This window comes from Nostoc favosum CHAB5714, assembly GCF_020829495.1.
Classification (GTDB): domain Bacteria; phylum Cyanobacteriota; class Cyanobacteriia; order Cyanobacteriales; family Nostocaceae; genus Nostoc; species Nostoc favosum.
Window position 1 is genome coordinate 29,511 of record NZ_JAIVFQ010000047.1, and the last position, 25,695, is coordinate 55,205.

At 41.7% G+C, this 25,695-nt stretch carries 21 protein-coding genes and 4 pseudogenes; 12 read left to right on the top strand and 13 right to left on the bottom strand.

Annotation, left to right across the window (positions count from 1 at the left end; genetic code table 11):
- The first annotated feature begins 37 nt into the window (after positions 1–37).
- From LC586_RS24485 to LC586_RS24495, 3 genes are all read left to right on the top strand, one after another.
- Positions 38–1,075, top strand: coding sequence for a 4-helix bundle domain-containing protein (locus tag LC586_RS24485; RefSeq protein WP_229487252.1), 1,038 nt, complete (start codon positions 38–40; stop codon positions 1,073–1,075).
- Between the two features lie 231 nt (positions 1,076–1,306).
- Positions 1,307–1,741 carry a ferritin-like domain-containing protein gene (locus LC586_RS24490; protein ID WP_100901802.1) on the top strand — a complete coding sequence of 145 codons (435 nt, stop codon included), beginning with the start codon at positions 1,307–1,309 and terminating at the stop codon, positions 1,739–1,741.
- Positions 1,742–1,997: 256 nt separating this feature from the next.
- Complete coding sequence (locus tag LC586_RS24495; RefSeq protein ID WP_229487253.1) at positions 1,998–2,966, top strand: FTR1 family iron permease; 969 nt, start codon at positions 1,998–2,000, stop codon at positions 2,964–2,966.
- Between the two features lie 84 nt (positions 2,967–3,050).
- On the opposite strand, the gene LC586_RS24500 is transcribed toward LC586_RS24495, so the two are convergent.
- The gene (locus LC586_RS24500) at positions 3,051–3,224 is read right to left on the bottom strand and encodes a hypothetical protein (protein ID WP_229487254.1); all 174 of its coding nucleotides are present in this window, start codon (positions 3,222–3,224) and stop codon (positions 3,051–3,053) included.
- An 85-nt stretch (positions 3,225–3,309) separates the two neighbouring features.
- On the opposite strand from LC586_RS24500, the gene LC586_RS24505 reads away from it, so the two are divergent.
- Together LC586_RS24505 and LC586_RS24510 are read left to right on the top strand one after the other, a co-directional pair.
- Positions 3,310–3,570 carry an AbrB/MazE/SpoVT family DNA-binding domain-containing protein gene (locus tag LC586_RS24505; protein ID WP_229487255.1) on the top strand — a complete coding sequence of 87 codons (261 nt, stop codon included), beginning with the start codon at positions 3,310–3,312 and terminating at the stop codon, positions 3,568–3,570.
- The gene (locus tag LC586_RS24510; protein WP_229487256.1) at positions 3,543–3,887 is read left to right on the top strand and encodes a type II toxin-antitoxin system PemK/MazF family toxin; all 345 of its coding nucleotides are present in this window, start codon (positions 3,543–3,545) and stop codon (positions 3,885–3,887) included. The genes LC586_RS24505 and LC586_RS24510 overlap by 28 nt, the downstream gene beginning before the upstream one ends.
- 77 nt (positions 3,888–3,964) lie before the next feature.
- Here LC586_RS24510 and LC586_RS24515 read toward each other — a convergent pair whose 3' ends face one another.
- The 5 genes from LC586_RS24515 to LC586_RS24535 all read right to left on the bottom strand — a co-directional run bounded on the left by LC586_RS24515 (position 3,965) and on the right by LC586_RS24535 (position 9,419).
- Positions 3,965–4,654: an SAM-dependent methyltransferase gene (locus LC586_RS24515; protein WP_229487257.1), complete on the bottom strand. Its 690-nt coding sequence runs from the start codon at positions 4,652–4,654 to the stop codon at positions 3,965–3,967.
- Between the two features lie 44 nt (positions 4,655–4,698).
- Complete coding sequence (locus LC586_RS24520) at positions 4,699–5,193, bottom strand: protein-tyrosine phosphatase family protein (RefSeq protein ID WP_229487269.1); 495 nt, start codon at positions 5,191–5,193, stop codon at positions 4,699–4,701.
- Between the two features lie 136 nt (positions 5,194–5,329).
- Complete coding sequence (locus LC586_RS24525) at positions 5,330–7,195, bottom strand: bifunctional metallophosphatase/5'-nucleotidase (RefSeq protein ID WP_229487258.1); 1,866 nt, start codon at positions 7,193–7,195, stop codon at positions 5,330–5,332.
- Positions 7,196–7,592: 397 nt separating this feature from the next.
- On the bottom strand, positions 7,593–8,327 hold the full coding sequence (locus tag LC586_RS24530) for a class I SAM-dependent methyltransferase (protein WP_229487259.1): 735 nt from the start codon (positions 8,325–8,327) through the stop codon (positions 7,593–7,595).
- A 12-nt stretch (positions 8,328–8,339) separates the two neighbouring features.
- Positions 8,340–9,419, bottom strand: coding sequence for a sulfonate ABC transporter substrate-binding protein (locus LC586_RS24535; RefSeq protein ID WP_229487270.1), 1,080 nt, complete (start codon positions 9,417–9,419; stop codon positions 8,340–8,342).
- 195 nt (positions 9,420–9,614) lie between these two features.
- Between LC586_RS24535 and LC586_RS24540 the strand changes: the two genes are divergently transcribed.
- The 3 genes from LC586_RS24540 (at position 9,615) to rbp (ending at position 12,079) form a co-directional block, all read left to right on the top strand.
- Positions 9,615–10,319 (top strand): class I SAM-dependent methyltransferase, encoded by a 705-nt coding sequence (locus LC586_RS24540; RefSeq protein WP_229487260.1) that lies wholly within the window; start codon positions 9,615–9,617, stop codon positions 10,317–10,319.
- Positions 10,320–10,713: 394 nt separating this feature from the next.
- Positions 10,714–11,073, top strand: a complete 360-nt coding sequence (locus tag LC586_RS24545) for a VOC family protein (RefSeq protein ID WP_229487261.1) — start codon at positions 10,714–10,716, stop codon at positions 11,071–11,073.
- Between the two features lie 706 nt (positions 11,074–11,779).
- Complete coding sequence (rbp, locus tag LC586_RS24550) at positions 11,780–12,079, top strand: RNA-binding regulator (RefSeq protein WP_100902586.1); 300 nt, start codon at positions 11,780–11,782, stop codon at positions 12,077–12,079.
- 104 nt (positions 12,080–12,183) lie between these two features.
- Here rbp and LC586_RS24555 read toward each other — a convergent pair whose 3' ends face one another.
- The 3 genes from LC586_RS24555 to LC586_RS24565 form a co-directional block, all read right to left on the bottom strand.
- Entirely contained in the window at positions 12,184–13,551 is a 1,368-nt protein-coding gene (locus LC586_RS24555) for an LLM class flavin-dependent oxidoreductase (RefSeq protein WP_229487262.1), read from the bottom strand.
- A gap of 187 nt (positions 13,552–13,738) precedes the next feature.
- A complete protein-coding gene (gene ssuD, locus LC586_RS24560) occupies positions 13,739–14,875 on the bottom strand; it encodes an FMNH2-dependent alkanesulfonate monooxygenase (RefSeq protein WP_229487263.1) in 1,137 nt (378 codons plus the stop codon).
- 17 nt (positions 14,876–14,892) lie between these two features.
- Entirely contained in the window at positions 14,893–16,269 is a 1,377-nt protein-coding gene (locus LC586_RS24565; protein ID WP_267921724.1) for an aliphatic sulfonate ABC transporter substrate-binding protein, read from the bottom strand.
- Between the two features lie 210 nt (positions 16,270–16,479).
- Between LC586_RS24565 and LC586_RS24575 the strand changes: the two are divergent.
- Positions 16,480–17,896, top strand: a pseudogene (locus LC586_RS24575) (collagen-like protein).
- 3 nt (positions 17,897–17,899) lie between these two features.
- Here the strand turns inward: LC586_RS24575 and LC586_RS24580 are convergent.
- Together LC586_RS24580 and pdxR are read right to left on the bottom strand one after the other, a co-directional pair.
- Complete coding sequence (locus LC586_RS24580; RefSeq protein WP_229487264.1) at positions 17,900–18,460, bottom strand: ABC transporter permease; 561 nt, start codon at positions 18,458–18,460, stop codon at positions 17,900–17,902.
- Positions 18,461–19,010: 550 nt separating this feature from the next.
- Positions 19,011–20,060, bottom strand: a pseudogene (gene pdxR / locus LC586_RS24585) (MocR-like pyridoxine biosynthesis transcription factor PdxR); the annotation flags it as partial.
- Positions 20,061–20,103: 43 nt separating this feature from the next.
- On the opposite strand from pdxR, the pseudogene LC586_RS24590 reads away from it, so the two are divergent.
- Together LC586_RS24590 and LC586_RS24595 are read left to right on the top strand one after the other, a co-directional pair.
- Positions 20,104–20,534, top strand: a pseudogene (locus tag LC586_RS24590) (pyridoxamine 5'-phosphate oxidase family protein); the annotation flags it as partial.
- 192 nt (positions 20,535–20,726) lie between these two features.
- Entirely contained in the window at positions 20,727–21,131 is a 405-nt protein-coding gene (locus tag LC586_RS24595) for a DUF4112 domain-containing protein (protein ID WP_229487265.1), read from the top strand.
- Between the two features lie 246 nt (positions 21,132–21,377).
- Here LC586_RS24595 and LC586_RS24600 read toward each other — a convergent pair whose 3' ends face one another.
- Positions 21,378–22,496, bottom strand: coding sequence for a hypothetical protein (locus tag LC586_RS24600; RefSeq protein ID WP_229487266.1), 1,119 nt, complete (start codon positions 22,494–22,496; stop codon positions 21,378–21,380).
- A 682-nt stretch (positions 22,497–23,178) separates the two neighbouring features.
- Positions 23,179–23,754 (bottom strand): TIGR04376 family protein, encoded by a 576-nt coding sequence (locus LC586_RS24605; protein ID WP_229487267.1) that lies wholly within the window; start codon positions 23,752–23,754, stop codon positions 23,179–23,181.
- Between the two features lie 147 nt (positions 23,755–23,901).
- Between LC586_RS24605 and LC586_RS24610 the strand changes: the two are divergent.
- Positions 23,902–25,389, top strand: a pseudogene (locus LC586_RS24610) (DUF3131 domain-containing protein).
- The last annotated feature ends 306 nt before the right edge of the window (positions 25,390–25,695 follow it).

Here is a 25,695-nt window from a genome sequence, read left to right on the forward strand (position 1 = left end):
TCAATTAATACCTTTTTTAGTTGTGCGAGGAGCAAAGATGATAAAAGTTCGTTATATCTGTTTAACAGCAGCAGCAGCCTTAATAGTTACCTTGAGTTCCTGTAGTGGTACACCAACCGCAGAAAATCCATCAGCACCAGTTGCTAGCCCTCCAGCTACAGAGGCAGTAAGTAGTAACAGTCACAGTGGTCACGGTGGCAAAGAAAAAATTAACATTAACACTGCTATATTGTCAGAATTAGATAAATTTGAAGCAAAACTAGGTGTTCCGGCTTTATCGAACAAAATCCAGGCAAGTCGTCCTTATGGTAGCCCAGAAGATTTAGTTACTAAAAAAGTAATTACTCAAGAGCAGTTCGACCAAATTAAAGACCAGGTTGGTGTTCAAGAAGTGGCACTCACGGGCGAAGCAAAAGATGTTGACTATATGTCTAAATTAGGCTTAATGAAAGGGCATCTTTTGGTAGCACAAGAACTGCTGGATAAGAATCAGCCGAAACAGGCAGAACCTCATATTGGACATCCAGTTGAAGAAATTTACGTTGATGTAGAAGATCAACTTAATGAGCGCAAAGTCAAAGAATTTAAGACAACATTGGTAGGTTTGCAAGATTTAGTGAAATCTAGCCCGAAGGATAGCAAGGTTAAAACTAATTTTACTTCTTCGGTAGAAGCAGTTGATGGAGCGATCGCAGCTTTGCCAGCAGATCAACGCTCAAAACCAGGATTTGTGCTACAGGTAATTAACGAATTGCTAGATTCAGCCAACTCCGAATATGGCGCTGCGATCGCAGATGGTAAAATAACCGCGCCAATTGAGTATCAAGACTCCCGTGGTTTTGTGGTTTACGCCAATGATTTATACAAAGGAATTTCTAGTCAAGTAGCTCAAGCAGATCCCGAAGCACACAAAGCGATCGATACTAGTTTCGCTGAACTGATAAAAGTTTGGCCTTCTGCCATCCCACCAGCAAAAGCAGTCAAAACTCCTAGTGATGTTACCAAGCTAGTGAAAACCATTGAGGAAAACTCTCAAAAAGTGGCTGACAAATCTAATACCCAAGCACAGCGATAACACATTGTTTTAATGGGAAGTATATGATAAGGAGTTTAAAATAGTTAGGAGTTAGGAGTTAGGAGTTAGGAGTTAAGAGTTAAGAGTTAGGAGTTATGAATTATAAGTTAAGAGCTAGGAGTTATGAATCCCGATCTACTAACTCCTAACTACCAACTCCTCACTCCTAACTCCTAACTACCAACTCCTAACTCCTAACTCATTAAAATTCGTTACTTGAACTAACAACTGATGCAAGAACTTGACCATAAAAAGACCATTGACCTGCTGAACGCCATCATGGAATTTGAACTAGCAGGGGTAGTGCGTTATACACATTATTCTTTGATGGTGACTGGCCCTAACCGTATTCCAATTGTGGCCTTTTTCAAAGCACAGGCAAGTGAATCTTTACTTCATGCCGAACAAGTGGGAGAAATTCTCACCGGGTTAGATGGGCATCCCTCCCTGAAAATTGCCCCAATGGAAGAAACCTACCAGCATAAAGTCAAGGATATCTTGGAAGAAAGCTTATCCCACGAAAAAAAGGCATTGGATCTGTATAAAAATCTGCTCGATACTGTTACTAATGCCAGCATTTATCTTGAAGAATTCGCTCGCGGTATGATTGGGCAAGAAGAGATGCATAATCTCGAACTGAAAAAGATGCTACGCGATTTTAGTTAATAGTCATTAGTCATTGGTCATTAGTCATTAAACCTCTTGCGAAAATCCTTGATCCGCCAGGGACTCAAGTCCCAGGCTAATAGCAAAAGTCCGTTTAAACGGACTAAAATGATTGTTATTAGTCGGTTTAAACCGACTTGAGCTATTAGCCCGAAAATTTATTTTCGGGTGGATGTTCGACTTTTGCAAGAGGTCTATTAGTCAAATTCAAAGGACAAATGACTAATGGCAAAGGAGAAAAGACAAAGGATAAAAGATGGATTTTAGTACTGCTCTACCTACTTTTGTAATAACGCTCCGAGAAGGAGTGGAAGCTGCCCTTGTTGTTGGTATTGTGCTAGCTTTACTGAAAAAAGCTAAACAATCCCGACTCAACTCTTGGGTATATGCTGGTGTCGGCGTTGGTATTGTCGTCAGTGCCTTAATAGGCGTGCTATTCAGTTGGATAATTCAAATACTGGGAGCAGCGAACCCTCAATACACCACCGTAGTTGAGCCAGCGTTGGAGGGTGTGTTTAGTGTGTTAGCGATCGCAATGCTCAGTTGGATGCTAATCTGGATGACTAAACAAGCCAGATTCATGAAAGCTACAGTTGAGGGAGCAGTTACACAAGCACTGACACAAAACTCAAATGCTGGTTGGGGTGTTTTTACTTTAATTTTAATTGCCGTTGTCCGAGAAGGCTTTGAAACTGTTCTGTTCGTTGCTGCTAATTTTCAACAGGGATTAATGCCAGCATTGGGTGCTATTGGTGGTTTGGTAACGGCATCTGCCATTGGGGTGCTGCTATTTAAATGGGGTGTCAAAATTAACATCCGTCAGTTTTTCCAAGTAATGGGCATTTTATTAGTGTTAATTGTTGCTGGGTTAGTAGTTTCAGCTTTGAAACATTTTGATGACGCTGTAGCTAACCTTGCCCTTAGCAGTCGCGCCACAGAAAGCCTTTGTTTCTATTACGAACGTTTTACAAAAGTCCATTCCTGTATTTTGGGGCCAATAGTTTCAAATACTTCCACAATCTTGCCTGACGAACAGTTTCCTGGCATTATCCTCAAATCTTTATTTGGTTACAGAGACAATCTCTATCTTGTGCAAGCAGTGGGATATGTGGCATTTTTACTCACTATTGGAGGACTGTATTTCCGCAGCCTTGGAGGTGCTTCTCCTGAAGGTAAAAAGAATATCCCCTTTGGTCAAAAACCAATTAGTTCTACAAAGGATTAAAAGCACAGTTAATTTTATATTTTTTTCCTCCTTCCCAGTCTTAGGCTGGGAATGCCTATTTGGGGGGCTGTCGCCCAATACAGTTCAGTTAAGCTTTTTTTCTCCCCCTGCTTCCTCTGCCTCCCCTGCTCCCCCTGCCTGCCTTAACAGATAAATTTGCTTAACTGAACCGTATTGCGATAGCGAAGCGTTAGCGAGTCCGCGAGCGTCATAGCCCGTCGTAGACATCGCATCTGGTAATTTTAAGAGCGATCGCATTAAAAATTATTGAAAAATTGAGCGCTTCTTGACAAAAGCCTGATTAGTAATCACAATGTAATTACAATCAAGGATAAGTATCCTCATGGGGACAGCAATTAGAACCCGTATTGTTAAAATCGGGAATTCTCAAGGTATCCGCATTCCTAAACTTCTGCTGGAACAAAGTGGTATTGGTGAAGAGGTGGAAATTGAAATTCAAGATTGTCACCTAATTGTCCGTGCTGCTTCTCAATCGCGTAAGGGGTGGGAGGAAGCATTTGCAACAATGGCAAAGCAACACGACGATGCACTGCTCGATGATGGCGTAACTACAGAGTGGGAGCATCTAGAGTGGGAGTGGTAGTCAATCGATTTGATGTGTTTTTGGTTAACCTCGACCCAACGATTGGCAGTGAGATTCAGAAGACAAGACCCTGTGTAGTAATTTCACCAGATGAGATGAATAAATATATTGCCACGGTTATTGTTGCTCCGATGACAACTAAAGGACAGTCTTATCCGACTCGTGTTGCTTGTCAGTTTCAGGGCAAGGATGGGCAAATCGTTCTAGATCAAATTCGTACAGTTGACAAAACTCGATTAGTCAAAAAGCTAGGTCAGATTGACTCTGATAAACAAAAAGCAGTTTTAGATACCTTAGCTGAAATGTTTGCCGAATAATATGTCTAATAATCCTATACACCGGATGGTTATGAGATTCCACGGTAATGGTTATACCAATTCTCTATGAATACGAATTATATAATATCTCTGGTTATCTTCAACATCTGGTTTCCACCAGGCTGTAGTTCGTATTCAACCGTTTCAATATCTATCTTGTAACCCCTTGAAATGTAATATTTTACTATTTCATCTAAATGTTGTGAATGTTTCCACATTAAAGTTATGAGGGGAAATATTCGGACTTCTTTAGCAATACGCAGCATCTCACCTACAGAATTTAGGTGAAAATCGTAATTGAGATGGTCTGAATATAAAAACAATAGATGTGAACAAAGGGCTATGTCAAATTCTTGATTTTTAAATGCTAACTTTGGCAATTCACCGACTGTGTATCTATTGGACTTTTTACCAATTTCATAATCAGACAGAAATTCTTGAATAACTTTCACTCGATTGTGTCGCAAATCATCTGGAGATTTATGATAGCTCCATACCCAATCATTCGATGTAGCCTTGACTTGGTTAATGATGTTATCTACCACTTCATTAAATCTTTGCAATATCTCATCACCGGAAAATTGGTAGAGTGGATCAACAGAAACTACACTTTTACCCTGACGTGTCATTTCTGCATTAAAGCTTGCCGGGCCATCCCCAATCCCAACAATTCTTTTATTTAAATCTGCATTTGTTAAATTGAATATTTTTATATATTCATCCATTGACCTTCCAAAAGGAACTACTTTATCTAGAACCATTGCCATATAATTTACCTCGTCAATAGACTGATTAAACAGCGATAATAGCATCAAAATATTTTATTCACTGCGAGACGGCAATCATTGAGAAGCACGTCAAGTTCTTTTACAACTTTCAAGGGATTTCTACCTCTAAACACAGCAGTCATTGCAGCTTCATAAGGATTTCTACCTGTTTTTTTGACAGCAGCTATTGCAGCTTGATTTGATAATCCTCGGACACTAACTAGCCATGCCGCTAACACATGTCCAGTACGTCCAATTCCACCAGAGCAATGTACAACGACTTTCTCATTTTGTTTATCTGCTTCTATTAAGAAAGGAAGTATTTTCTGTGTGAGGGTTTCTAAATCACAGAGATGGAAATCTGCGATTGGTGCCCAAGAAACTAGTTGATTACCAAATTCCTGTTTGTAGGTGTCCAGAAGATTAGAGTAAGAAGCTAGCTGTTGATTAGGAAGAAGGCAACAAACCCGCTTGATATCTTGGCACTTCATGAATTGTATTGATAACACCACATCTTTACGCAATTTGAGATTTTGAATGCGAGTATCTTTGTCGGGTGGCACATCCCCTTGAGCAAATGGAATCTGCTTAAAGTTAGCAGCCAGATATTCTGCTAATGCATCTTGCTCCGAACCATCAGCAGCAAAGGTGGCTAAACCTGTGCGTTTGCTTTTATCAGCATCTTGTCAAATCAACCCGTTCTCTTTTGGCAAAAGGATAGCCATCACCACCAGTTGCGAGAAAGTTAAGGGTAACAGTGCGGAAGACCCGATTAGAGTCACCCACTAACTCTGCATTTTTAACCACGACATCAATAATTTTGCCTTTTCCATCTTTGATAGCAAGGGACTTGACACGCTTCCCGGCTGGCAAATCTGGGTCAAAGCTAAAGACTAATCCCGCTACTTGGGGAAAACTGCCAGGGGTAGCACCGGGTGCGATCGCTGCTACACTGTGTTCAATCACCGCCAGTAATTCCCCAGCATTCAGAGTAACTAAAGTCAAGCCGTTGTTGAAACGCAGAGCATTTGTGATATCAAGTTGGGAAATTTCTTTTGCTTTCTTACCTGCCACAGGATTTGCTTGAGGTGGCAGTTTGATAACATCCTGTGAGCGAGTCGAACCTGCGGGAAAGGTATAGATACCGATATTGTCACGGATACCACCACCATTTTTGATAGAAATGACAGTTTTAGGATCATATCGCTTGGCGATCGCTAAATTAGCTTCGGCTGTCAAATTCCCTAAATTGGTTTCTTGTGTGCGGACATCACCCCGCCAGCCGTTGAGGAAAACGTTGGTTTTCCCGAAAATCTGACCATCTTGGGCAATAATTACTTTTTTAAGTGCCTCTGTAATGGCGACAACTTTCGGGTCAGGTTTCGCACCTACAGCAGCTACACCTTTGGAATCAGTAGCATAAGCACCACTGATTTTGGAGTCAATACTAAACGGAATAATCACTCCATTGGCATCAAAGTTAACTACTAGACGACCAACATAGCGATAGTTTCCATCAGTATTAACTACGGCTATCGGATTACCATCTGCTGCTTTTTTGAGGATTGGGTAAGTTCCAGCAGATTTATCACCCACTCGCAGACGGTCTGTTTTGTCGGCTAATAAGGTATTGGAACCACCAGCAACAATAATATCTACTCCCTTGAGTAATCCTGCTAACTTTTGCTCAATCGCAATTTGCTGCATGTGCGCCAACAGAATGACTTTATTAATCTTTGGGTTTTTTGTCAGCAGTGTATCAACAGAAGTTTGAATTTCAGCAGCTAAGGCGGCGATGTCTGCGGCATCACGGTCATTAAATTCTTTAGGCAACACAGTCACACCACCGGGAGAGGAAATAGTCCGCAGTGTGGGAGTTGTCGCCCCAACTACAGCAATTTTTTCGCCATTGAGGGTAATAATGGTGTTACGCACAATCTTATTAGGAATTTTACTTGCTTCTTGTCCATCAGCAGTAACTAAGTTTGCCAGGTCTTTATCAGTGCTGAAGTCTAGATTTGTACTGAGATAGGGAAACTTTGTACCTGGGTAATCTTCTTTAGGTCGGATTAAGTCAGCAACAAGACCCGTACCTAAGTCAAATTCGTGATTGCCAAATGCGATCGCACCAAAACCTAGAGCATTTAAAATTAAAATATCTCCTCTTCCCTGTCCACCAAAAACTGTGTCACTTGCAAATAAAAAAGGGCTGGGAATATAGGCATCTCCAGATGAAAGGATTAAGGTATTAGGATAATCAGGCTTGCCGTCACGATTTGCATCCTGATTTTTGAGTGCATTCAACACCGCAGAAAAGTTTGGTACATCCTTCAGCGCCGGAACACCTGCTTCTTGGTCGGAAGTATGTAAAAGTTGCAGTGTGAATCCAGTCTTAGGTGCTGTTCTGACTTGCGCCACACCACCACGAGTTCCTATAAATAAAAAGATGCTAGATATCATTAGCCAGCTTAACTGGTTAGCATTTGAATGTCGGCTATTAAACTTACTTAAAAATCGGTTTTTATTATCTAAAAAAGACATAATAAATTTTAGAGTTAATCAGTGATGAATAATTTTCTAGTTTATTACAACCAGAAGCTATAATATTTAACCAGTTCCGTGGGTTTAAGTCCCCCGGTTCAATAAAAATTTTGTTTTGTGTTGGGGTTAAATCCCCATTACAAAACAAAATTTACTGTCTTCGCAGCGGGGCGTTCGCGTTTAGCGTCTCGAAGAGAAGCCCATTACGAACTTGTACTGAGCGTAGCCGAAGTATTACGAATTACGAATTATTTAACCCCCAGCCATTCAGCGCAAATGTATGCTAAAATCATATATATTTTACTATTTATATTATTCGTTTTACATCTTTACAATAAAATCTGTAATTCTTTTCGTTTTATTTTCTTACTAAAATCGCGCATATTTTGTTGTAGTCTCATACAGATTTATGGGCAATGAATGCAGCATGAGCTTTGGGCAGATTATACTCACCATAACTACGCACAATCTCAACTTGGAAACCAACTTGACGAAGTTTTTCTGCAATATCTGTCGCTTCATATAACTGCTGATAGTGTACTTCATCATCCCGCCTGTAGTGTTCTCCCACTTTACGAAAGGTGATAATTCTACGGGTAAGTATCCTCTCCTTTTGATCCTCCTTTTTTTCAACAAGTACTATCCAATCCTCTCCTTCATTGAATCCCTTAGTTGTAATTCCCGGTGCAATCTGTCCTGGCTCTGCAATGTCGAAAATTAAGACACCTCCAGAAGCTAAAGCGTTGTATATGCGGTCAAACAGATCAACCAGCGTTTGAAGATGGGGATCTGGATCAAACAAGTAATTAAAGCATTCACTGATCGATATTACGGCATGACACGGTGAAATTTCAGCTTTGAAAAATGATTCGACTCGGAACTCTGCATCTGGCACTCTTTTGCGAGCGATTTCAATCATTGACTGAGAGATATCAATTCCGAGAACACGATAATTAGCCTTCGTGAGTTCTTGCGCTGATAATCCACTTCCACACCCCAAATCTACCACTAGCCCATCCCGGATTTCGCTCCGATGCAGGATTTCTATAATGCCGGGAGCAGATTTGAGAGCGTAATTACTATAACCGACATCATGGATATATGCGAGATCGTCCTTGTACCACTCTTTCATATTGCGACTCGTCTATTTATTCAATTTGCCTTGCCAAACAATTTCCTTAACTTTGATTTCTTTTGGGATCAATTTAATCTTGTAGAAGGTATCTGCAACCTCTTGTTGTTTCGTAATCACTTCATCTGTGAGCGGAAGTATATCATACTCACGTCGCTTTTCTGCGATTTCCAACACAGGAGCATCTATACCCAAAGCTGGGGAAAGAAATTTAGCAACTTCACTAGGATTATTCTTTGCCCATTCACTAACTTTCTTCACCTGATCGAGAACTCTTTTCAAGGCATCTGGCTTGGCATCAACAAAAGATTTTGCAGCCAGATAATAACCACGATTGGGAGCTAATCCCGTCGCGTTTATTAAAGTGCGTGCGCCTGTTGCTGCTTCTGCTGCGGCTAAGTAAGGGTCCCAAATTGCCCAAGCATCAACGTTTTTTCTCTCAAAAACAGCACGAGCATCGGCGGGAGTGAGAGTTACTTGTTGGATGTCACTGTACTGTACCCCTGCTTTTTCCAGTGCTTTCACCAATAGGTAGTTAGCATTAGAACCTTTGGCAAAAGCAACTTTTTTGCCCTTGAGTTCAGCCACACTTTTAATAGGTGAATCCTTGGGCACTAGAATGGCTTCAGCCTTGGGACTCCAAGGATCGTAGGCAACATAAACCAAAGGAATACCCCCAGCTTGAGCAAATATAGGTGGTGATTCTCCGGTATAGCCAAAATCAATGCTGCCTGCATTCAATGCCTCTAGGAGTGGGGGGCCAGCCGGAAATTCCGCCCAAGTTACGGAAGATCCTGAAGCTGCAAAGGCTTTCTCTAATTCCCCTCTCGCCTTCAGCGCATAGAGCACAGTTGACGCTTTCTGGTAGCCTATGCGAACTGTGGTATTGCTAGTTGCTGGACTCGGTGCTTGGGTTGTCTGCGGTGTGCCAGAGTTGTCGCTTGCGCTTGGAGAACAAGCAGAGACAGCCAGAGTTAAACTAAGTCCCACTGCAAACAGTAGAGAAAAAGTGCGGATTCTTCGTTGTTGGAACCTTTGCAGGAAGGCAAAAGCCATACCCAACAGTCGGGTTGGAAAGAACTTAGTCAACATCATCACTCTGCTTTCAGGGGTAAATTAATATCACACTTCAGCAAACTTACGGTATAACTCCGGCAAGCTTATTGATTTACCGTATGATTATGGAATGATAAAAATATCACATAATTAAAGCTGAAATGCAAGTTTATTCGCTGAAGAAAAATTTTCCCTAAAAGTTATAGCAACATCAAATCTAAACTCAATCAAATGAAAAAGCACACGATGACAGATAATATTCTTGAACAACAAATTGAGTACTATCGCGCTAGAGCCAACGAATATGATGAGTGGTTCTATAGGAAAGGACGCTACGATCGCAGTGCCCAAAACAACCAACGTTGGTTTGATGAAGTAGCTGTTATCAAAAATACATTACACCAAATTGGCGTAGTGGATGATATTTTAGAGTTAGCATCTGGTACAGGTATCTGGACAGAGGAGCTTTTAAGTATCGGTAAAAAAATTACTGCGATCGATGCCTCTGAAGAAGTGATTGCAATTAATCGCTCGAAGTTAAATTCACCGAGTGTTGAATATCACCTAATCGATTTATTTTCATGGGAACCTGACACTGAATATGATTTAGTTTTCTTTGCCTTTTGGCTCTCTCATGTGCCGCCGAAATTACTCGATTCATTTTTGACGAAAGTCTATCAATCTGTTCGCATTAGTGGACAAGTATTTATCATTGACTCTCGCTTTGAACCGACATCCACGGCTAACAATCATATCCTGGAAGACGAGGGAAACATATATAAAACCCGTAAGTTAAATGATGGTCAAGAATTTAAAATTGTCAAAATTTTTTATCAGCCTGATGAACTTCAAGACAAGCTTAAAATAACAGGCTTTCAGGCTGAGGTAAAGGTGACAGATAACTATTTTATCTATGCACATGGAAGAAAGGTTTAAAAAATTCGTAATTCACACTATGCCTCACTGATTCAGTATCAACTAAATGCTATAGGAGTATCAGACGTATTTTTTCTAATGGAGACATCAATTCAACATGGTATGAGGAAGCTTCATCTGACTATTTTCCATGACACACTCCTTAAGTTCTGTACTGATGCTTGATCATGTATATATATTTGTAATAACTATACAGATGACTGATGTGGGGCTAAAGGAGTAAAAATGAAATGTATTTTGATTTACAGCGAACAACGTTATCTAGAGCTAGGTGAACAGAAAGTTGAAAACCTTTTTTAAATTGAAGATAGGCTATTTATTGATTAATCTTACTTAACTATGATTGCCGAGCAAGCACAATAAAATCCACTAGCTGCCTAACAGACAGTTTGCAATGCAAATTCTTAAAGTACTAACTAGAGTCTATCTTAGTCCGATAGATTTGGATGAGGCGATCGCCTTCTATGAAAACCTGTTTACAGAAAAATGTTGGTTGTGGTTTCAATATTCCGAGGCTGAGTTGGAACTCGCAGGTGTAGGTTCTATTCTTTTAATTGCTGGTTCGGCAGAAGCACTCTCTTCATTCAAGAGTACACACGCAACATTTCTCGTTGACTCACTCAATGATTTTCGAGAAGCACTTATTCAGCAGGGTGCAGTGATTCTGGCCGAACCTAACAAAGTTCCCACTGGAGTCAATATGCGAGCAATGCATCCTGATGGAAGCATTATTGAGTATGTTGAGTTTGCTTGATTAATTTTTAGCCCAAAAAGGATCTTGGCATTACTTTATCACAAGGTTTTACCACCATATCCACAGGCACTGTAACATATTTGCAGACATAAGCAAATTACAAGCTCAAGAAAGTATCATTTTCGATTTGAACGATACGCTAATTCTCAAAGTGGCAGATGTAGAAGCAGGTTTATTGGCAACCTGTGAGCGAACAAGCAAAAAATACGGAAGTCTTTTTTTTACGTTTAACTCCTGTCCGTGGGTTTAAGTCCCCCGGTTCAATAAAAATTTTGTTTTGTGTTGGGGTTAAATCCCCATTACAAAACTTAATAGGACTTACGCACGGGTAACGGAAAACGAACCACAGAGAAGCCAGTGCGCCCTTGCGGTTCCCCGACTTGAAGCAACTGGCGCGGCGCAGAGGTCACGGAGGAATGAGAGTTTGAGAGGGTTTTTGCGTAAGTCCTATTAATTACGAATTACGAATTACGAATTACGAATTATTTAATTATGTCCACGTACTTAGGGATGAATTTTACATTACTTTTTATAACAATTTTATCAACTCCCAGTAATTATTTAGCTTGCTATGTCATAATGGGAAGTGAGAATTAATTCGGCGACCGCGTTTGTTTTTATTATTGACAGGCTTTTTCCTTTTGGTATTCACAGACTTTTCTCCGAAATCTAAAACTCCACACATCTATGATTTGGGAGACAATTTATGTCAGTTTATGTAGGCAATCTTTCTTACGAAGTTACAGAAGAAGGTTTGAATTCTGTGTTTGCAGAATATGGTTCTGTAAAGCGGGTTCAGCTACCTACCGACCGTGAGACAGGTCGTATGCGCGGCTTTGGTTTTGTGGAAATGGGCACAGATGCTGAAGAAACAGCTGCCATTGAAGCTCTTGATGGTGCTGAGTGGATGGGACGTGACCTGAAAGTGAACAAGGCTAAACCCAGAGAAGACAGAGGTTCCTTTGGTGGAAATCGGGGAAACAATAGTTTCGGCAATCGTTACTAAGATTTAGAGATATAGCTCTTAAAGCTAATCTATAAATTGAATTTAGTTGTGGCTCAGGCAGGAATGCTTGAGCCTTTTTGCTGCAAAAGTGGCTTGATAAAAAATTAGGCGATCGCAGCTTCACGAGTAGCAACTTTGCTAAACTGATTTACCGGACGAGGTAAACCGAGATTTTCGCGCAGGGTTCGTGCTTCATACTCTGTGCGGAACAGACCGCGACGTTGCAATTCAGGAATTACCAAGTCAACAAACTCATCCAATCCTCCGGGCAACCAAGGCGGCATGATATTAAAGCCATCTGCCCCGCCATTGACAAACCAATCTTCTAATTGATCGGCAATCTGTTCTGGTGTGCCCAAAATTTGACGATGCCCACGCGCTCCAGCTATCCATAAATACAGTTGTCGAATCGTTAAATTCTCTCTACGAGCCAGGTCAGTCAAAAGTTGCTGACGGCTTTTACCGCCGTTAGTCTCTGGTAAATCCGGCAACGGCCCGTCCAATGGATAGCCGGACAGGTCAAATCCACCGATCATTGAGCCAAGCAAATTTAAGCCGACTACCGGATCGATCAACTCCTGAATCTGATCGAATTTATCCTTAGCTTCTTGCTCAGTTTTGCCGATGACTGGGAATACACCAGGCATAATCTTAAGATGGTCAGGTGAGCGTCCGTATTGAACCAGTCTCCCCTTCACATCTGTATAAAACGCCTGAGCTTCTGCCAGAGTCTGCTGGGCAGTGAAAATTACCTCCGCCGTTTGTGCAGCAAGATCCTTACCATCCTCGGAAGACCCAGCTTGAATGATCACTGGATAACCCTGGATGGGACGCGCCACATTTAGCGGGCCGCGCACTGAAAAATGCTCGCCTTTGTGGTTGGGAACGTGGAGTTTATTTGGATCGAAGTAAATACCCGACTCTTTATCATGTAAGAAAGCATCATCCTCCCAACTATCCCAGAGCTTGGTGACAACATCCACAAACTCTTTGGCACGCTCATAACGTAGCGTATGCTCCATGTGCTTTTCCTGATTGAAGTTCAGCGCTTCAGCTTCGGTGGCAGAAGTCACGAGATTCCAACCGGCACGACCGCCGCTGAGATAATCTAGTGATGCAAACTTACGGGCGAGGTGATAAGGCTCGTTGTATGTAGTCGATACTGTTGCCGTCAAACCAATGTTTTCCGTCACCACAGACAGAGCCGACAACAGGGTGAGAGGTTCAAAGTGGACGAGTTTACCATTGCGGCTCAAAACGTCGGCTCCTTGATTGCGGTCTCGCACAGCCACGCCGTCGGCAAAGAAGATCATGTCAAATTTGCCCCGTTCCGCCGTCTGTGCCAGCCTTTTATAATGTTGAAAGTTCAAACCGCCATCAGCCTGCGCTTCGGGGTGTCGCCATGACGCAACATGATGGCCAGTGCTTGGCAAGAATGCACCTAGTCTAAGTTGAGGTTTTTTCGTACTCATGCTTTTTTGAATTTTGAATGTGTGATATCATGTCCGCTTGATTACTTATTAAACCCGAAGAACCCCACCCCTTAATCCCCTCCCCGCTTGCTCTTAGGGGAGACAAAGCGTAGCTTTGGCGGGGTGGGGTGGAATGACTGTGGGAATCATAACTAATTATGCGGACATGATATGAATTACGAATTGCTTATACAGGCTGTGGTCTGAGTAAATCTGTTTTGGTAACAAATTCACTGAATGTACTTGCAACCTGCTGCGGTAATGCAATCGCAGGAGTTTGCAGTGGCAAGTGCGGAAACACTAATTCAGCGACTCGATAGGCTTCTTCGAGATGGGGATACCCTGAGAAAACGAAGGTATCAATTCCTAAATCGGCATATTCCAGCATTCGCGCTGCAACTGTCTCTGCATCTCCGACTAAGGCAGTCCCAGCACCCCCTCGCACTAAGCCAACACCTGCCCATAAGTTGGGGCTAATTTCTAAGTTTTGGCGATTACCCTTATGCAGTTGGGCCATGCGGCGTTGTCCTTCTGATTCAGATTCAGCAAACCGCCGATGTGCAGCAGCTATGGTTTCATCATCGACATACTGAATCAGTTCATTAGCTGCATCCCAAGCTTTTTGCGTAGTTTCACGTACTATAACGTGCATCCGAATTCCAAAGCGGACTGTTCTACCTTGTTCTGCTGCTAATCGGCGTACCTTTACAATCTTTTGGGCAACTTGATCTGGTGGTTCACCCCAAGTTAAATACACATCAATATGTTTAGCAGCAACTTGGAGCGCAGCATCTGAAGAACCACCAAAATATAAGGTGGGGTAAGGCTTTTGTATGGGAGGAAATTGGAGTTTTGCCCCTTGAACTTTCAGATGACGACCACTATAGGTTACTTCTTCACCTTGCATAAGCGATCGCCAAATTGTCAAAAACTCATCTGTGAGTTCATAACGCTGATCGTGATCTAAGAAAATTCCATCTTTAGCAAGTTCTTTTGTGTCGCCACCAGTGACAACATTCAGAATAATTCGACCATTAGAAATCTGGTCAAAAGTAGCAGCCATTCTAACAGCTAAAGAAGGCGACATAATTGCTGGACGGAAGGCTACAAGAAACCGCAAGCGTTCCGTAACTGAAATTAACGAAGTAGCTACAATCCAGGTATCCTGTTTTTGTCCAGTACCAATCAACATCCCACCATAGCCCAATTTATCGACAGCTTGAGCTATTTGCTGCATATAGGGATAAGTGGCTGGTCGCCTACCAATTGTAGTACCTAAATAACGCTCGTCTCCCTGTGTAGGTAAATACCAAAAAACTTCCATGTTCCTATCTCCTAGCGCTATTTCTGACTGATAGTTTCTGGTGTAATGGCTGCATATTGTTCATTAGTCAGCATCGCTTCCTTGATACTAATTGCTTTAGGAATAACTTTTTCTTTGGCAAACAAATCAGCTATCTTCTGTTGATTTTCCATGATTTCTGGCGTAATTGGTCTTAAGCCAGAAGTTCGCCTTTCAACCATTGTTGTTAAAATATCTTCATCAATTTTGAGGTGAGGAATAGTAAGTTTTACAACTTCTGCTCGGTTTTTCTCAGCCCATTGACCTGTGTTATCTATCTCTTCAAGAACTAATCGCACTAATTTCGGATTTTCTGTGGCAAACTTTCGCGCCGCCATGTAATATCCGCCCTGAGTAGAAATGCCACTAGCATCTCTCAAAACACGAGCATTTGCCTTTTTTTGTGCCACGGCTAAATAAGGGTCCCAAGTTACCCAGGCATCAATTTTTCCTTGAATAAAAGCATCACGGGCTTCTGAAGGTGGGAGACTAATGGCTTGAACATCACTATATTTCAAACCAGCCTCTTCCAAAGCTTTTATTAATAAGTAATGGGAAGCAGAACCCTTTTGAAACACTACTTTTTTGCCTTTGAGGTCGGCCAACGTGCGAATTGTTGAATTATTTTGAACTATAATTCCGCTTCCTTTACCAGTGCTGGGTTTGCTACTTGCAACATAAACTAAAGATGTCCCAGCCGCTTGGGCAAATATCGGGGGAGTTTCGCCTACAGAGCCAATATCAACCCTACCCACATTCATAGCTTCCATCAGTTGTGGCCCTGCGGCAAATTGCGCCCATTCGACGGAAACACCTAAAGGCTGTAGACGCTTTTCTATCAATCCTTTTAGTCTGACAATATCCCCAGAACTTTGATATCCCATTCGGACAACTTTGGTTTTCAAACCAGTGGCTTGATTTTCTGAGTTTGGGGTTTGGACTGAGCAACTGATTAAAGTTGTTGAGATTGTTAATAATCCAGGTAATAGAAATAGTGAAAAACGTTGGAAAATGTTAACTCGTGGCTGGGCGATCGCAGCTTTAATATCACTCAATATTTCATCTGCTGTTGTCTGCTCCTTATACCCTCTTCCTTGCTGGACATCTTCAGGGGTGTATCCACCCTCGAAACCGGGAGCGGTGCGTTTAAATAAAGTCGGTGCGTAGGCGTAGCCCGTCGAAGACATCGCCACATAACCCTCTTTGGCAAATTTCTCAGCAACTTCCCGAATGTGAATATTGACGCCAAAGATTTCCTGAATCACGATAACGGCTGGGAAGGTTCCCTTTTGTGCTGGTTCAGCTAAGTGAGCATCAATTTGCAAATCATCGTTAGGAACTTTAACTTGAGCGGTGCGAATTTCTGTGTTTGTCATCTAAGGGATTAGCCTGTAATTGCTTTGAGGACGAAATGTTTTATGGTAAGTTTTGTAAATAGTACTTAAACTTTCCCGATTTACCGTAGTTTATAGAGTAGTATTTCACAAACAATGTGCAAAGGCAAGTCCTTTGATTTAGAGATGTAGATGAATATCAGACCATATCAAGAATCTGATGCTGAATCAGTAAGTGCTCTGTGGGATGAGGTGTTTCCTAATAACCCATCGCACAGCAGCCCAAAATTGGTAATCAGTCAGAAGCTTGCTGTCTTTGGTTCAGTTTTATGTCCCGCCGTTGCCTCTGACGAATACTATAAAGTAGCCAGAAATTATGGCAGAGATGGACGCACAGGAAGCGATGGGCGATCGGGTAGAGATGGTGGCAGTGGTGAAAACCAAAATATTTTTGTCAATGGTTCACCCGTTAATCTTGACTTGTCGGGTAAAGATGGTGAAGACGGGGAAGACGGAGAACATGGTGATCAACCGGACTGTGGTTATCAACGCGATGCCTACGGCGGGCTACGCCTACGCGTCAGCCACGACATAAATGCACCAAATGGTGGTAGTGGCGGTAACGGTGGCAAAGGAGGAGATGGGGGAAATGGTGGTTTCCTCACAGTGTATTACAGCAATTTGGCAGACTTACGGAACGTTTCTGTTCGGGCAAATGGTGGGAAAAGCGGGCGCGGTGGTAGAGGTGGCAACGGTACTGAGGGTTGCAAGTGTCACAGACGGAGATGGGAAGTGAAAACCTGTAAGGGAACTCCTGGTAGCCCTGATTATAAGTGTACTGACAAGGTTTATCGATGTAGCGACGGTAACGATGGGCAAGATGGCAGCGATGGTAGCGATGGTAGCCAAGGGCGCTTAGGAACTTTGAGTATTGTCAATAGCAAGGAACCTTTGGCAGCTGATACTCCAACTGTGCAGCTAGCAATTTCGGAACTGGCAAACAAACAGTTCAACCTCTCGAAGAATAAATGGAATCAACGCAAAGGGGCAACTTCTCTACTTGCGCCTGGTTCTGCGATCGCTGATAATTACCGTGAGTTTGAACAGCGTCTAGAACAGGCTTTTCAAATAGTTTGGCAAGAAAGACAACCCATTACCAGCTTTGGCAATCAAGCTGTAACACTAAATTTCACTGACAGCAAACAAGTAGAAGTTACTTTTCCTGAGGACTTATGGGTTGAGGGTAGCACCAAAAGTGAGGCTAACTTGACAACATTTACTGTTAACCATGCCATTCCCAAAAAAGATGTTACCCGGTTAGCTGTGGCAGAGTTTGCTGATGCAGGACAAAACCTCAACTTAAAAATAGTCGATTTGGCAGCAAAGTCTGATGCTATTAATACTCAGTTTCGCGTAAAATTCCGCGCACAGGATAGCTTGCACGGTTTTTCTGGCTACAAAACTGAATATGAAGGTGATATTCTAGGGCGAACTTGTGACTCGTGACTACAACCGTTTTACTCTAGCTTTGGGCAAGCTCAAAATTCCTGACGAAGCTTTACGCCCTGGTGTCAACGTTAATATTGAAGTCGTAGCAACTCGTTCTTTGGGAATACGTTCTGCGAAGCAAACTATTAGCTGGCAGGGTGCAATCCGCAAGCTTAGATAAAATTTAGGAAGATTTTTTCCCATCTGAAACCATTTGCGAGAGAATATAGGCTGCGAAATCTAGTAATTGATCTAGCAAAAACCCAATGATACCGATGTAGAGAATCACCTGGATGATGTAATCGGCATTGCCAGCTTTATAAGCATCCCAGAGGGTAAAGCCAAGTCCTTTTGGCCCGATTAACATTTCTGTAGCAATAACTATAAACCAAGCTACCCAAATGCTAACTTTTAAGGCGTGAAATAGATGAAATATAGCTACTCTAAAGTTCTTGTTCTGTCTATGAAAATGCCGCATCCCTATTGCCGTATTAATAATCATCGTCCAGAGAGTTCCCAAAAAAACTACTATAATAGCAGCTGATTCGCTCTCTTGAAATGCTATTAGGGCAATAGGTAGCAAAGCTATAGGAGGGATACTATGTGGTATCTGAAATATCAGCCTAAATAGCTGATAAATCATGTTATTAATCCCTATGAAATATCCGATAAAACTACCCAAGACAACGGCTGGAATGTAACCGACAAATAACCGTTGCAGGCTAGCTAAAATGTCTACAAACATATTATCCTCTCTGCCTCAGTTCTCATGGAAAACATTTGGTAAATACTGTGGCAATAACACAAAATAGCGAATAGAAAAGTGTATTTAATTACACAGTTATCTTTGAATACCACAAGATTTTTGATATTTTCTCCTCCTTGATGGCTAATCAAAAACTTAGGTATTCTTACGATGTGGTAGTAGTAATACAAAGAAGAGGTAAAACTTGGCTTTACTAAACCTTATCAGAAAAATAAATCCTGAGTAGTAAATTCAATACAATTTCTAGAATTTACTTGTTTGATAATTGTACTAATATTAATTATTTGTGAAGCGGCACAAAATCAAGCTTGGGGCTTGAACAAATTTTTCGGAAGCAATCTCATAGGTAATCTGCATAAATAAGAATATCTAAAATTTTTAATATTAAATAAATAACAAAGTTTGTTATTAGCAATACAAAATATTTTTAAAATAGGAAGTATCAGAGGTAATTTGTCAATCAAAAATAAAAATAGTTTAGGGTAGCCAGTGTGCTGCTCGGATTCTAAACTGTTTTACTGACATTAGCTTAAGCACCCAAAATTACCTCAGCTAATCGGCGTACTCCTTCCTGAATTTGCTGCTCATTTAATTCAGCGTAACCCAAAATAAATTCACTACCAGGGCTATTATTTAAGTAGTAGGGATGGGCTGCGCTAATACCTAACCCAAGCTGGGCAGCATTCTGGACTATTACTTCATCACTCATATCTGTATCTATTTTGACCATCAGATGCATTCCAGCGTTATCCCCCAGAATCTGGACTCTATCACCGAACTGGGAAATTAAAGACTGCACCAAAATTTGCCGCCTTTGATTGTAAAGCGATCGCATTTGTCGGATATGACGTTCTAGATGTCCTTCGCCAATAAAATCTGTAAGGGCGTGCTGTTCTAATAAACTACACTGACGATCTGTTAACCATTTAGCATGGGTAAATATATGCACTAAATTATCTGGTAATACTAAATAACCCAGACGCAGAGCCGGAAAAAGTACCTTGGAAAATGTGCCGATATAAATAACTGAATTGCCCTGATCTAATCCTTGTAAGGCTGGGATAGGATGACCACTATAACGATATTCGCTATCATAGTCATCTTCAATAATTATCGCTCCTGATTGCTGCGCCCAATTTAATAATTTTAACCTGCGCTCTAAGGATAGCACCGCCCCTGTAGGAAATTGATGGGAGGGAGTGACGTAAATAAGTTTAATGTTGGAGGTTGTTGTCAGGTTAGTAACCTCCAAACCTGATTTATCTACAGATATAGGAAATAAACAAGCTCCTTGGGACAAAAAAGCTCGTTGCGCTCCTAAATAACCTGGTTCTTCCACAGCAATCAAGTCACCTTTGTCAATTAGCAGGCGTGCGATCAGGTCAAGTCCTTGCTGGGAACCACCAATAATGATGATTTGTTTAGGAGTACATTTTACTGCCCTGGAACGAGAAAGATAAGAAGCGATCGCCTGCCGTAGTGGTTGATATCCCATTGAGTCATTAGTATAATCAAGCACACTTGGGTGAGAACGGCAATGGCGAAATAGTAGTTTGCGCCACAAGTCTATGGGGAACTTTTGAACCTCACACGACTCAAAGTCGCGTGATTCCTGCTTCAACGATCTCTGCGTCACAGTAACTTTACTTGATGGTTTGGTACTGGCGCGATCGGCTTTTCATCATTCAATGAATTATCGCTCGGTGGTAGTATTTGGTACGGCTACGCTTGTACAGGATTCAAAGCAAAAATTAGCTGCTTTGAAAGCATTTACGAACATGTTATACCTGGACGTTGGCAACAAGTGCGATCGCCTAATCGCAGTGAATTAGCTGGAACGCTAGTGCTATCTCTACCTCTAGTTGAAGCTTCAGCTAAAGTTCGCATGGGTGGGCCTAATGATGATGTCTCTGATTATGAACTACCAGTATGGGCTGGGGAAATTCCCTTGCAATTGAATGTGGCAAAACCCATTGCCGATTCAGGCTTGCATCCTCAAATTGACATACCTACATATATCAGCAACTATATTAGACCAAAAGCCACGCCGTAGCCTCAAACAACACAAAGAAAGAAAAGCTATTCCCCCCTACTTCCCCTGCTTCCCCTGCTCCCCCTGCTCCCTCATCCTCCCCTGCCTCCCCCAATTCATCCCAATGTTCTGCAACGCCCTTTTTCTTTCTGACGGTACAGGACAAAGAACTAAAAATAGTGCAACTTAAGAGTAGTGTAAATATCAGAAATTATGGACGCTGCCAAACGCCTTGCTACTCTCAACCGCATCCGCAAACTCAGCCGTCTGATGGATACATCTATACGCATCCCTCTAACAGGTTTTCACATTGGAATAGACCCAATTATCGGTTTGGTTCCAGGTGCTGGTGATTTAATCAGTACAGCGTTTTCAGCTTACATCATATTCTTAGCTACCCGTTTTGGCATTCCACGTCAAGATTTAGCCAAAATGATTTTTAATGTTGGTTTGGAAACAGTCGTTGGTACTGTGCCTTTAGTGGGTGATTTATTTGATGCTTTCTATAAGTCTAATATTCGCAATTTGGCAATTTTGGAGCAACATTTGACAGTAGTTGAACCAAAACTCAAAGAAGTGTCTGATGAGCTTTACTCTGGTAAGTTCAACCAAGTTTAAGTTGGTCGTCATAGCATCACTAATCTTGTCACTAAGTAAAACGGCGTAAATAATTAAAGGTTTGTAGTAAGGACTTTAGTCCTTCTTTTATGACTAAAGTCTTTACTACAAACTCGATTTAAATAATTTTACATTACAAAACACATAGTTCAATTTATTTGCACCGACTTACTTACCTCCTGCCTCCTTTAATCTTTGGAAGTCCCTAGACAAACAAATTTGAGTTTTATTTGATAACGCCTTTAACTAGCCAAGTTTGATACCCTGTTGCTTGAGTAGATTTATCAACAATTTTTGAACTATACCAATTAAACTACCAATAAGAGGAGTAGGCACAGTTAGGAGATATCGGCGGAAAGTTTTGACATCGAAGGGCCAAACTGGCAACTCATCAGTCATAGTGTATAAGGCACGTAGCTGCTGAATTTTTTCAGATTTCTTCTTGAAAGCTTCTGTCTCTTCAGCCAGACTAGTATAAATCCCTGAATACTCTGCTCGGAACTGTCGAGCAATTTTATGTAAAGACTCTTCTTTAGCTCTTTTCATGCCGCTATGTGCTGCCAGCAATGGCCCAAAAAAACATCCCATTGATAGCAAAATATATAGTGGAATTACCAGATGAACAAACCACAATTCTTTTTCGATACCTTGTGTAATCACCTGATACTCAATCACGCCAATCAAGATACCTAATACACCAACTAGATAGGCAGTTTGAAGTGAATAATCACTTAGACATCGAAGACCGCCACAGCGATCGGGATGAAGAGGATTAATATCAAGATTCTTCTTTCCGAAGATCCGGTAGAAAATCCAAATATTTGTAATAAGATTGAGGACAAGCATACTACCCATATATACGACTGCAAATGTGGCAATCGTAATAGTCAAAGTTGCTAGAAGACTAGAGCTAGTCCAACTATTTTCTAATCTTGGTCGAGTTATAAAAACAATAGTGCTGAAAAAGATAGCGCTGGCAAGTGCTGAAAGCTTGCGCCATTTTTTTGAATAGAGGTTAATAACAAATTGATCAATCTCTGATTGGTCAGTTTCTAATACGTCAGATGTTTCAAGCTCTTGAATTACTTTATCGATTGCTTGAAAACTCCACAAGTAATATCCCAATGTTACTGGATTGATGAAAAGTCCTAGTAACCAGGGAATCCAGTCTCGAAGCAACCCCATCTGCCCTTGCTTAGACCACAGCGTATCAGTTATCCATGCAGTAAACAGATAAACTACAGTAGCGGTAACTGCTGCCAACAGTCCAAAAGTTAGAGGAGAAAGACGAAATTTTTCAATAACTAGATACGCAACAGGATCAAATCGGTGAAGGTTTCGTTTGTGCGAAATATCGTAATTCATTCTTTCTTTAACAATGAGTCAGGTAAATAACACCATACATATTTAGGGGTAATTGTGCCAACTTGGGCAAAATATAGTAATAAATCTAGTGAGCCACAGCTACCCAAGAGAGTTTAGGGACTTCCAAATAAATAATTGAATATTTTTTTATTTGGAAGTCCCTAAGGGCACAGCATTGCTGTGCCCCTACAGCATGGTCTATTGACCATCGCAGGATAATTAAGAAAAGCCTGAAAACTTCCTCAAGATCCTTAATTCACATCACGATGCATTTGTACAGTGCGTAAGTGCTAAGGGTACCCCTTTCAAGGTGACTCGTAAAATAAGATTGTTTTTTCTCAGCGCTCTGTGCGCCTCTGCGGTTTAAAAGTGATTGATTTAACCGCAGAGGCGCAGAGAAGCCAGTGCGTTGGGCGGGTTTCCCGACTTGAAGCAACTGGCGCAACACAGAGTAAAGAGCTTAAAGAGGAATTTATTGACCAAAATTGTTACCCACCTTGAAAGGGCTAGTGCTAAGGGCAAACGCGTCTAAAGTAGTCTGGTTCACAACTAAAGTTAAGAACTAACGGCAAAATCAGCATTTCTCATTTGATAAAGAGTTTTTGGTACATACCTCGCCCCAACCAATGCCCTGAGCAAGCCGTTGAGTGGGCGTGCTATCTCTTAGACTAATGACTAATGACTATTTTCCTAAATTCCGCTTCATTTGTTCTAACTCATCCTGAGTTTCCCAGCTACGGAACTTCTCTTCTAAGTCATCAAACCCACTAGAATAACTGCTAGTTTTATTTGACCAGCCACTGGTTTCAAAACGCTGCTGGGTTTGCGCTTTAGCACGGGCTGTCTGTGCAACGGCAGCTTTAGCTTGCACTTCCTGTCGCCGTTGCTGAATTTTTCGCAGTAGTTCCTGAGATTGGTTAATGCGTTCTTTCAGCCCTTGCATGTGTCCCCAGCGCTGATTTCCTTCGCGCAACAGGGCTGCTTCTCGCTCACCCGCCGCACTTGCCAAATCCTCTCTGCCAGCGTTTTTGGCTTTTTGAATACGGATATGCCAACGCTGAATTTCTTGAGCGGTGGACAGAATTTCTTCTTGCGATCGCTTCTCTTGTATTCGTAAATCTGCGATCAGCTTTAATGTGCCTTCCTCTTGCTCACGCAGCTGTTCTAGCAGCGCCTCTAACTCCAAATGTGGATTGTTACGCAAGAATTCTTCTAAACGGTTTTCTAGAAACCGACTTAAATCATCAAATAATCCCACTGCTAGAACTCCAGAGATCGGGTGCGTGACTATTTTATTGTACTAGTCAGGTGAACTTCTGGGTGTTAGTTAGATTTCAAAATTGGGAAGAATGTATTTGGTGAAAATACGCAAAACGCTAACCTACAAGATAAGGCTTTAATCAGTATGAGTTCTGATTTTCAACCGCCATCTAAGAGTTTATCCATACTAGCTTCTGTCGGAGGAGTAGTTACCGGTCTAATAGCGATCGCAATTTTAAATGTTTGGTCTAAGCAAGTTTCCAAGACTTCTATAGAAAAACCTGAAATATCAACATCCCAAACTGCTGCACGGCAACCGCAGAAACCCCAACCCCCTGTATCTTCTGCTAAAGAAGCTGAAATAGTTGCCAGCCTTGATGCGAAATCCGTAGTTTTGCCAGGTCAACCCATTCCTAAGAACCAACTAACAGTAGCAATAATTCCATACATTGCTCCTAGAGTTGGAAAACTGACCCCAGAGGAAACGACAACTGCCCGTTAGGCTTGGTCATACTTCCAGCACAACTGGAACAATGAAACTGGTTTAGTCAATTCCGTTGATGGCTTTGCCTCTGTCAGTATGTGGGATCAGACAGCAGCGATCGCAGCTTTGGTTAGTGCTAGAGAACTCAATATCGTGCCTGCAGGTGAATTTGATGCCAAAATGAGCAAAATGTTGAAGACACTGGCATCTATGCCTTTATACAAAGGGGAGCTACCCAACAAAGTCTACAATGCAAAAACCCTCGTACCCGTTAATTATGGTCAACTAGAAAAACGCGAAGAAATTGGTTGGTCAGCCATAGATTTAGGTCGGATGGCAATCTGGCTGAAGATTGTCGGGGCAAAATATCCAGAGATGCGGCTAGAAACAGAAGCAATTTGGCAACGTTGGCAAGTCAAGCGTCTGACCAAAAATGGACAAATGTACGGTACTGCCGTTATCAAAGGCAAAGAACAGTACAACCAAGAAGGTCGCTTGGGCTATGAGAATTATGCAGCTTATGGTCTGAAGCTTTGGGGCTTGGATGTTACAAAAGCTTTGGATTATCAATCCCATGCTGCCTTTGTTGATCTTTACGGACAGGGAGTTCCTTACGATCGCCGTGACTTTAAAAACTCTGGAGCCAATAACTACGTTCTTAGCGAACTTTATATCTTAGATGGTATGGAAACTGGGTTTCAAGCTTTGCCTAAAGCATACGCTGATCGGATTTTAGCTGCTCAAGCAGCGCGTTATGAAGTAACAAAACAATTAACTGCTGTTACAGAAGACAACTTAGATCGCCCCCCATACTTTGTTTACAGCAGCTTGTTTGTCAACGGAGAACCTTGGGCAACCATCGCAGATACCAGAGAAAAACACAACGATTTGCGGTTCCTCAGTGCCAAAGCTGCGATCGGCTGGCATGTGCTTTACAATACTACTTACACCAGCCAGTTATTTGATTTCGTCCAAGCTAACCTTAAATCTAAAGATGGCTGGTACAACGGTTTTTATGAATCTCTGCGTCAGCCGAATAAAACTCTTACCGCCAACAATAATGGTGTGATTTTAGAAAGCTTGTTATATAAACAAGTTGGACAGCCACTTACAGTTTGGGCAGGAGTCAAAATAATTCGTAATTTATAATGACGCTCGATGACTCGCTTTGCGCGTCGCTTACGTAATTCGTAATTATTACCCCACGACTGAAGTCGCTTGCTCTGAAATAAGGAATAAATTTATTTGTCTCCATAAACTTTAGTTAGTTGCTCTGTACCTTTAATTACGAATTACGTTAGCGACGCGCAAAGCGATAGCGTAGCGTTAGCGATAGCGTAGCGTTAGCGATAGCGTAGCGTTAGCGATAGCGTAGCGTTAGCGATAGCGTAGCGTTAGCGATAGCGTAGCGTTAGCGATAGCGTAGCGTTAGCGATAGCGTAGCGTTAGCGATAG

Coding starts and splice junctions, on each gene's coding strand:
- rbp (WP_100902586.1), top strand. CDS start 11,780: ATGTCAGTTTATGTAGGCAATCTTTCTTACGAAGTTACAGAAGAAGGT.
- LC586_RS24600 (WP_229487266.1), bottom strand. CDS start 22,496: ATGAATTACGATATTTCGCACAAACGAAACCTTCACCGATTTGATCCT.
- LC586_RS24495 (WP_229487253.1), top strand. CDS start 1,998: ATGGATTTTAGTACTGCTCTACCTACTTTTGTAATAACGCTCCGAGAA.
- LC586_RS24530 (WP_229487259.1), bottom strand. CDS start 8,327: ATGAAAGAGTGGTACAAGGACGATCTCGCATATATCCATGATGTCGGT.
- LC586_RS24500 (WP_229487254.1), bottom strand. CDS start 3,224: ATGCGATCGCTCTTAAAATTACCAGATGCGATGTCTACGACGGGCTAT.
- LC586_RS24540 (WP_229487260.1), top strand. CDS start 9,615: ATGAAAAAGCACACGATGACAGATAATATTCTTGAACAACAAATTGAG.
- LC586_RS24565 (WP_267921724.1), bottom strand. CDS start 16,269: ATGACAAACACAGAAATTCGCACCGCTCAAGTTAAAGTTCCTAACGAT.
- LC586_RS24580 (WP_229487264.1), bottom strand. CDS start 18,460: ATGTTTGTAGACATTTTAGCTAGCCTGCAACGGTTATTTGTCGGTTAC.
- ssuD (WP_229487263.1), bottom strand. CDS start 14,875: ATGGAAGTTTTTTGGTATTTACCTACACAGGGAGACGAGCGTTATTTA.
- LC586_RS24545 (WP_229487261.1), top strand. CDS start 10,714: ATGCAAATTCTTAAAGTACTAACTAGAGTCTATCTTAGTCCGATAGAT.
- LC586_RS24490 (WP_100901802.1), top strand. CDS start 1,307: ATGCAAGAACTTGACCATAAAAAGACCATTGACCTGCTGAACGCCATC.
- LC586_RS24485 (WP_229487252.1), top strand. CDS start 38: ATGATAAAAGTTCGTTATATCTGTTTAACAGCAGCAGCAGCCTTAATA.
- LC586_RS24555 (WP_229487262.1), bottom strand. CDS start 13,551: ATGAGTACGAAAAAACCTCAACTTAGACTAGGTGCATTCTTGCCAAGC.
- LC586_RS24535 (WP_229487270.1), bottom strand. CDS start 9,419: ATGTTGACTAAGTTCTTTCCAACCCGACTGTTGGGTATGGCTTTTGCC.
- LC586_RS24515 (WP_229487257.1), bottom strand. CDS start 4,654: ATGGCAATGGTTCTAGATAAAGTAGTTCCTTTTGGAAGGTCAATGGAT.
- LC586_RS24505 (WP_229487255.1), top strand. CDS start 3,310: ATGGGGACAGCAATTAGAACCCGTATTGTTAAAATCGGGAATTCTCAA.
- LC586_RS24525 (WP_229487258.1), bottom strand. CDS start 7,195: ATGTCTTTTTTAGATAATAAAAACCGATTTTTAAGTAAGTTTAATAGC.
- LC586_RS24595 (WP_229487265.1), top strand. CDS start 20,727: ATGGACGCTGCCAAACGCCTTGCTACTCTCAACCGCATCCGCAAACTC.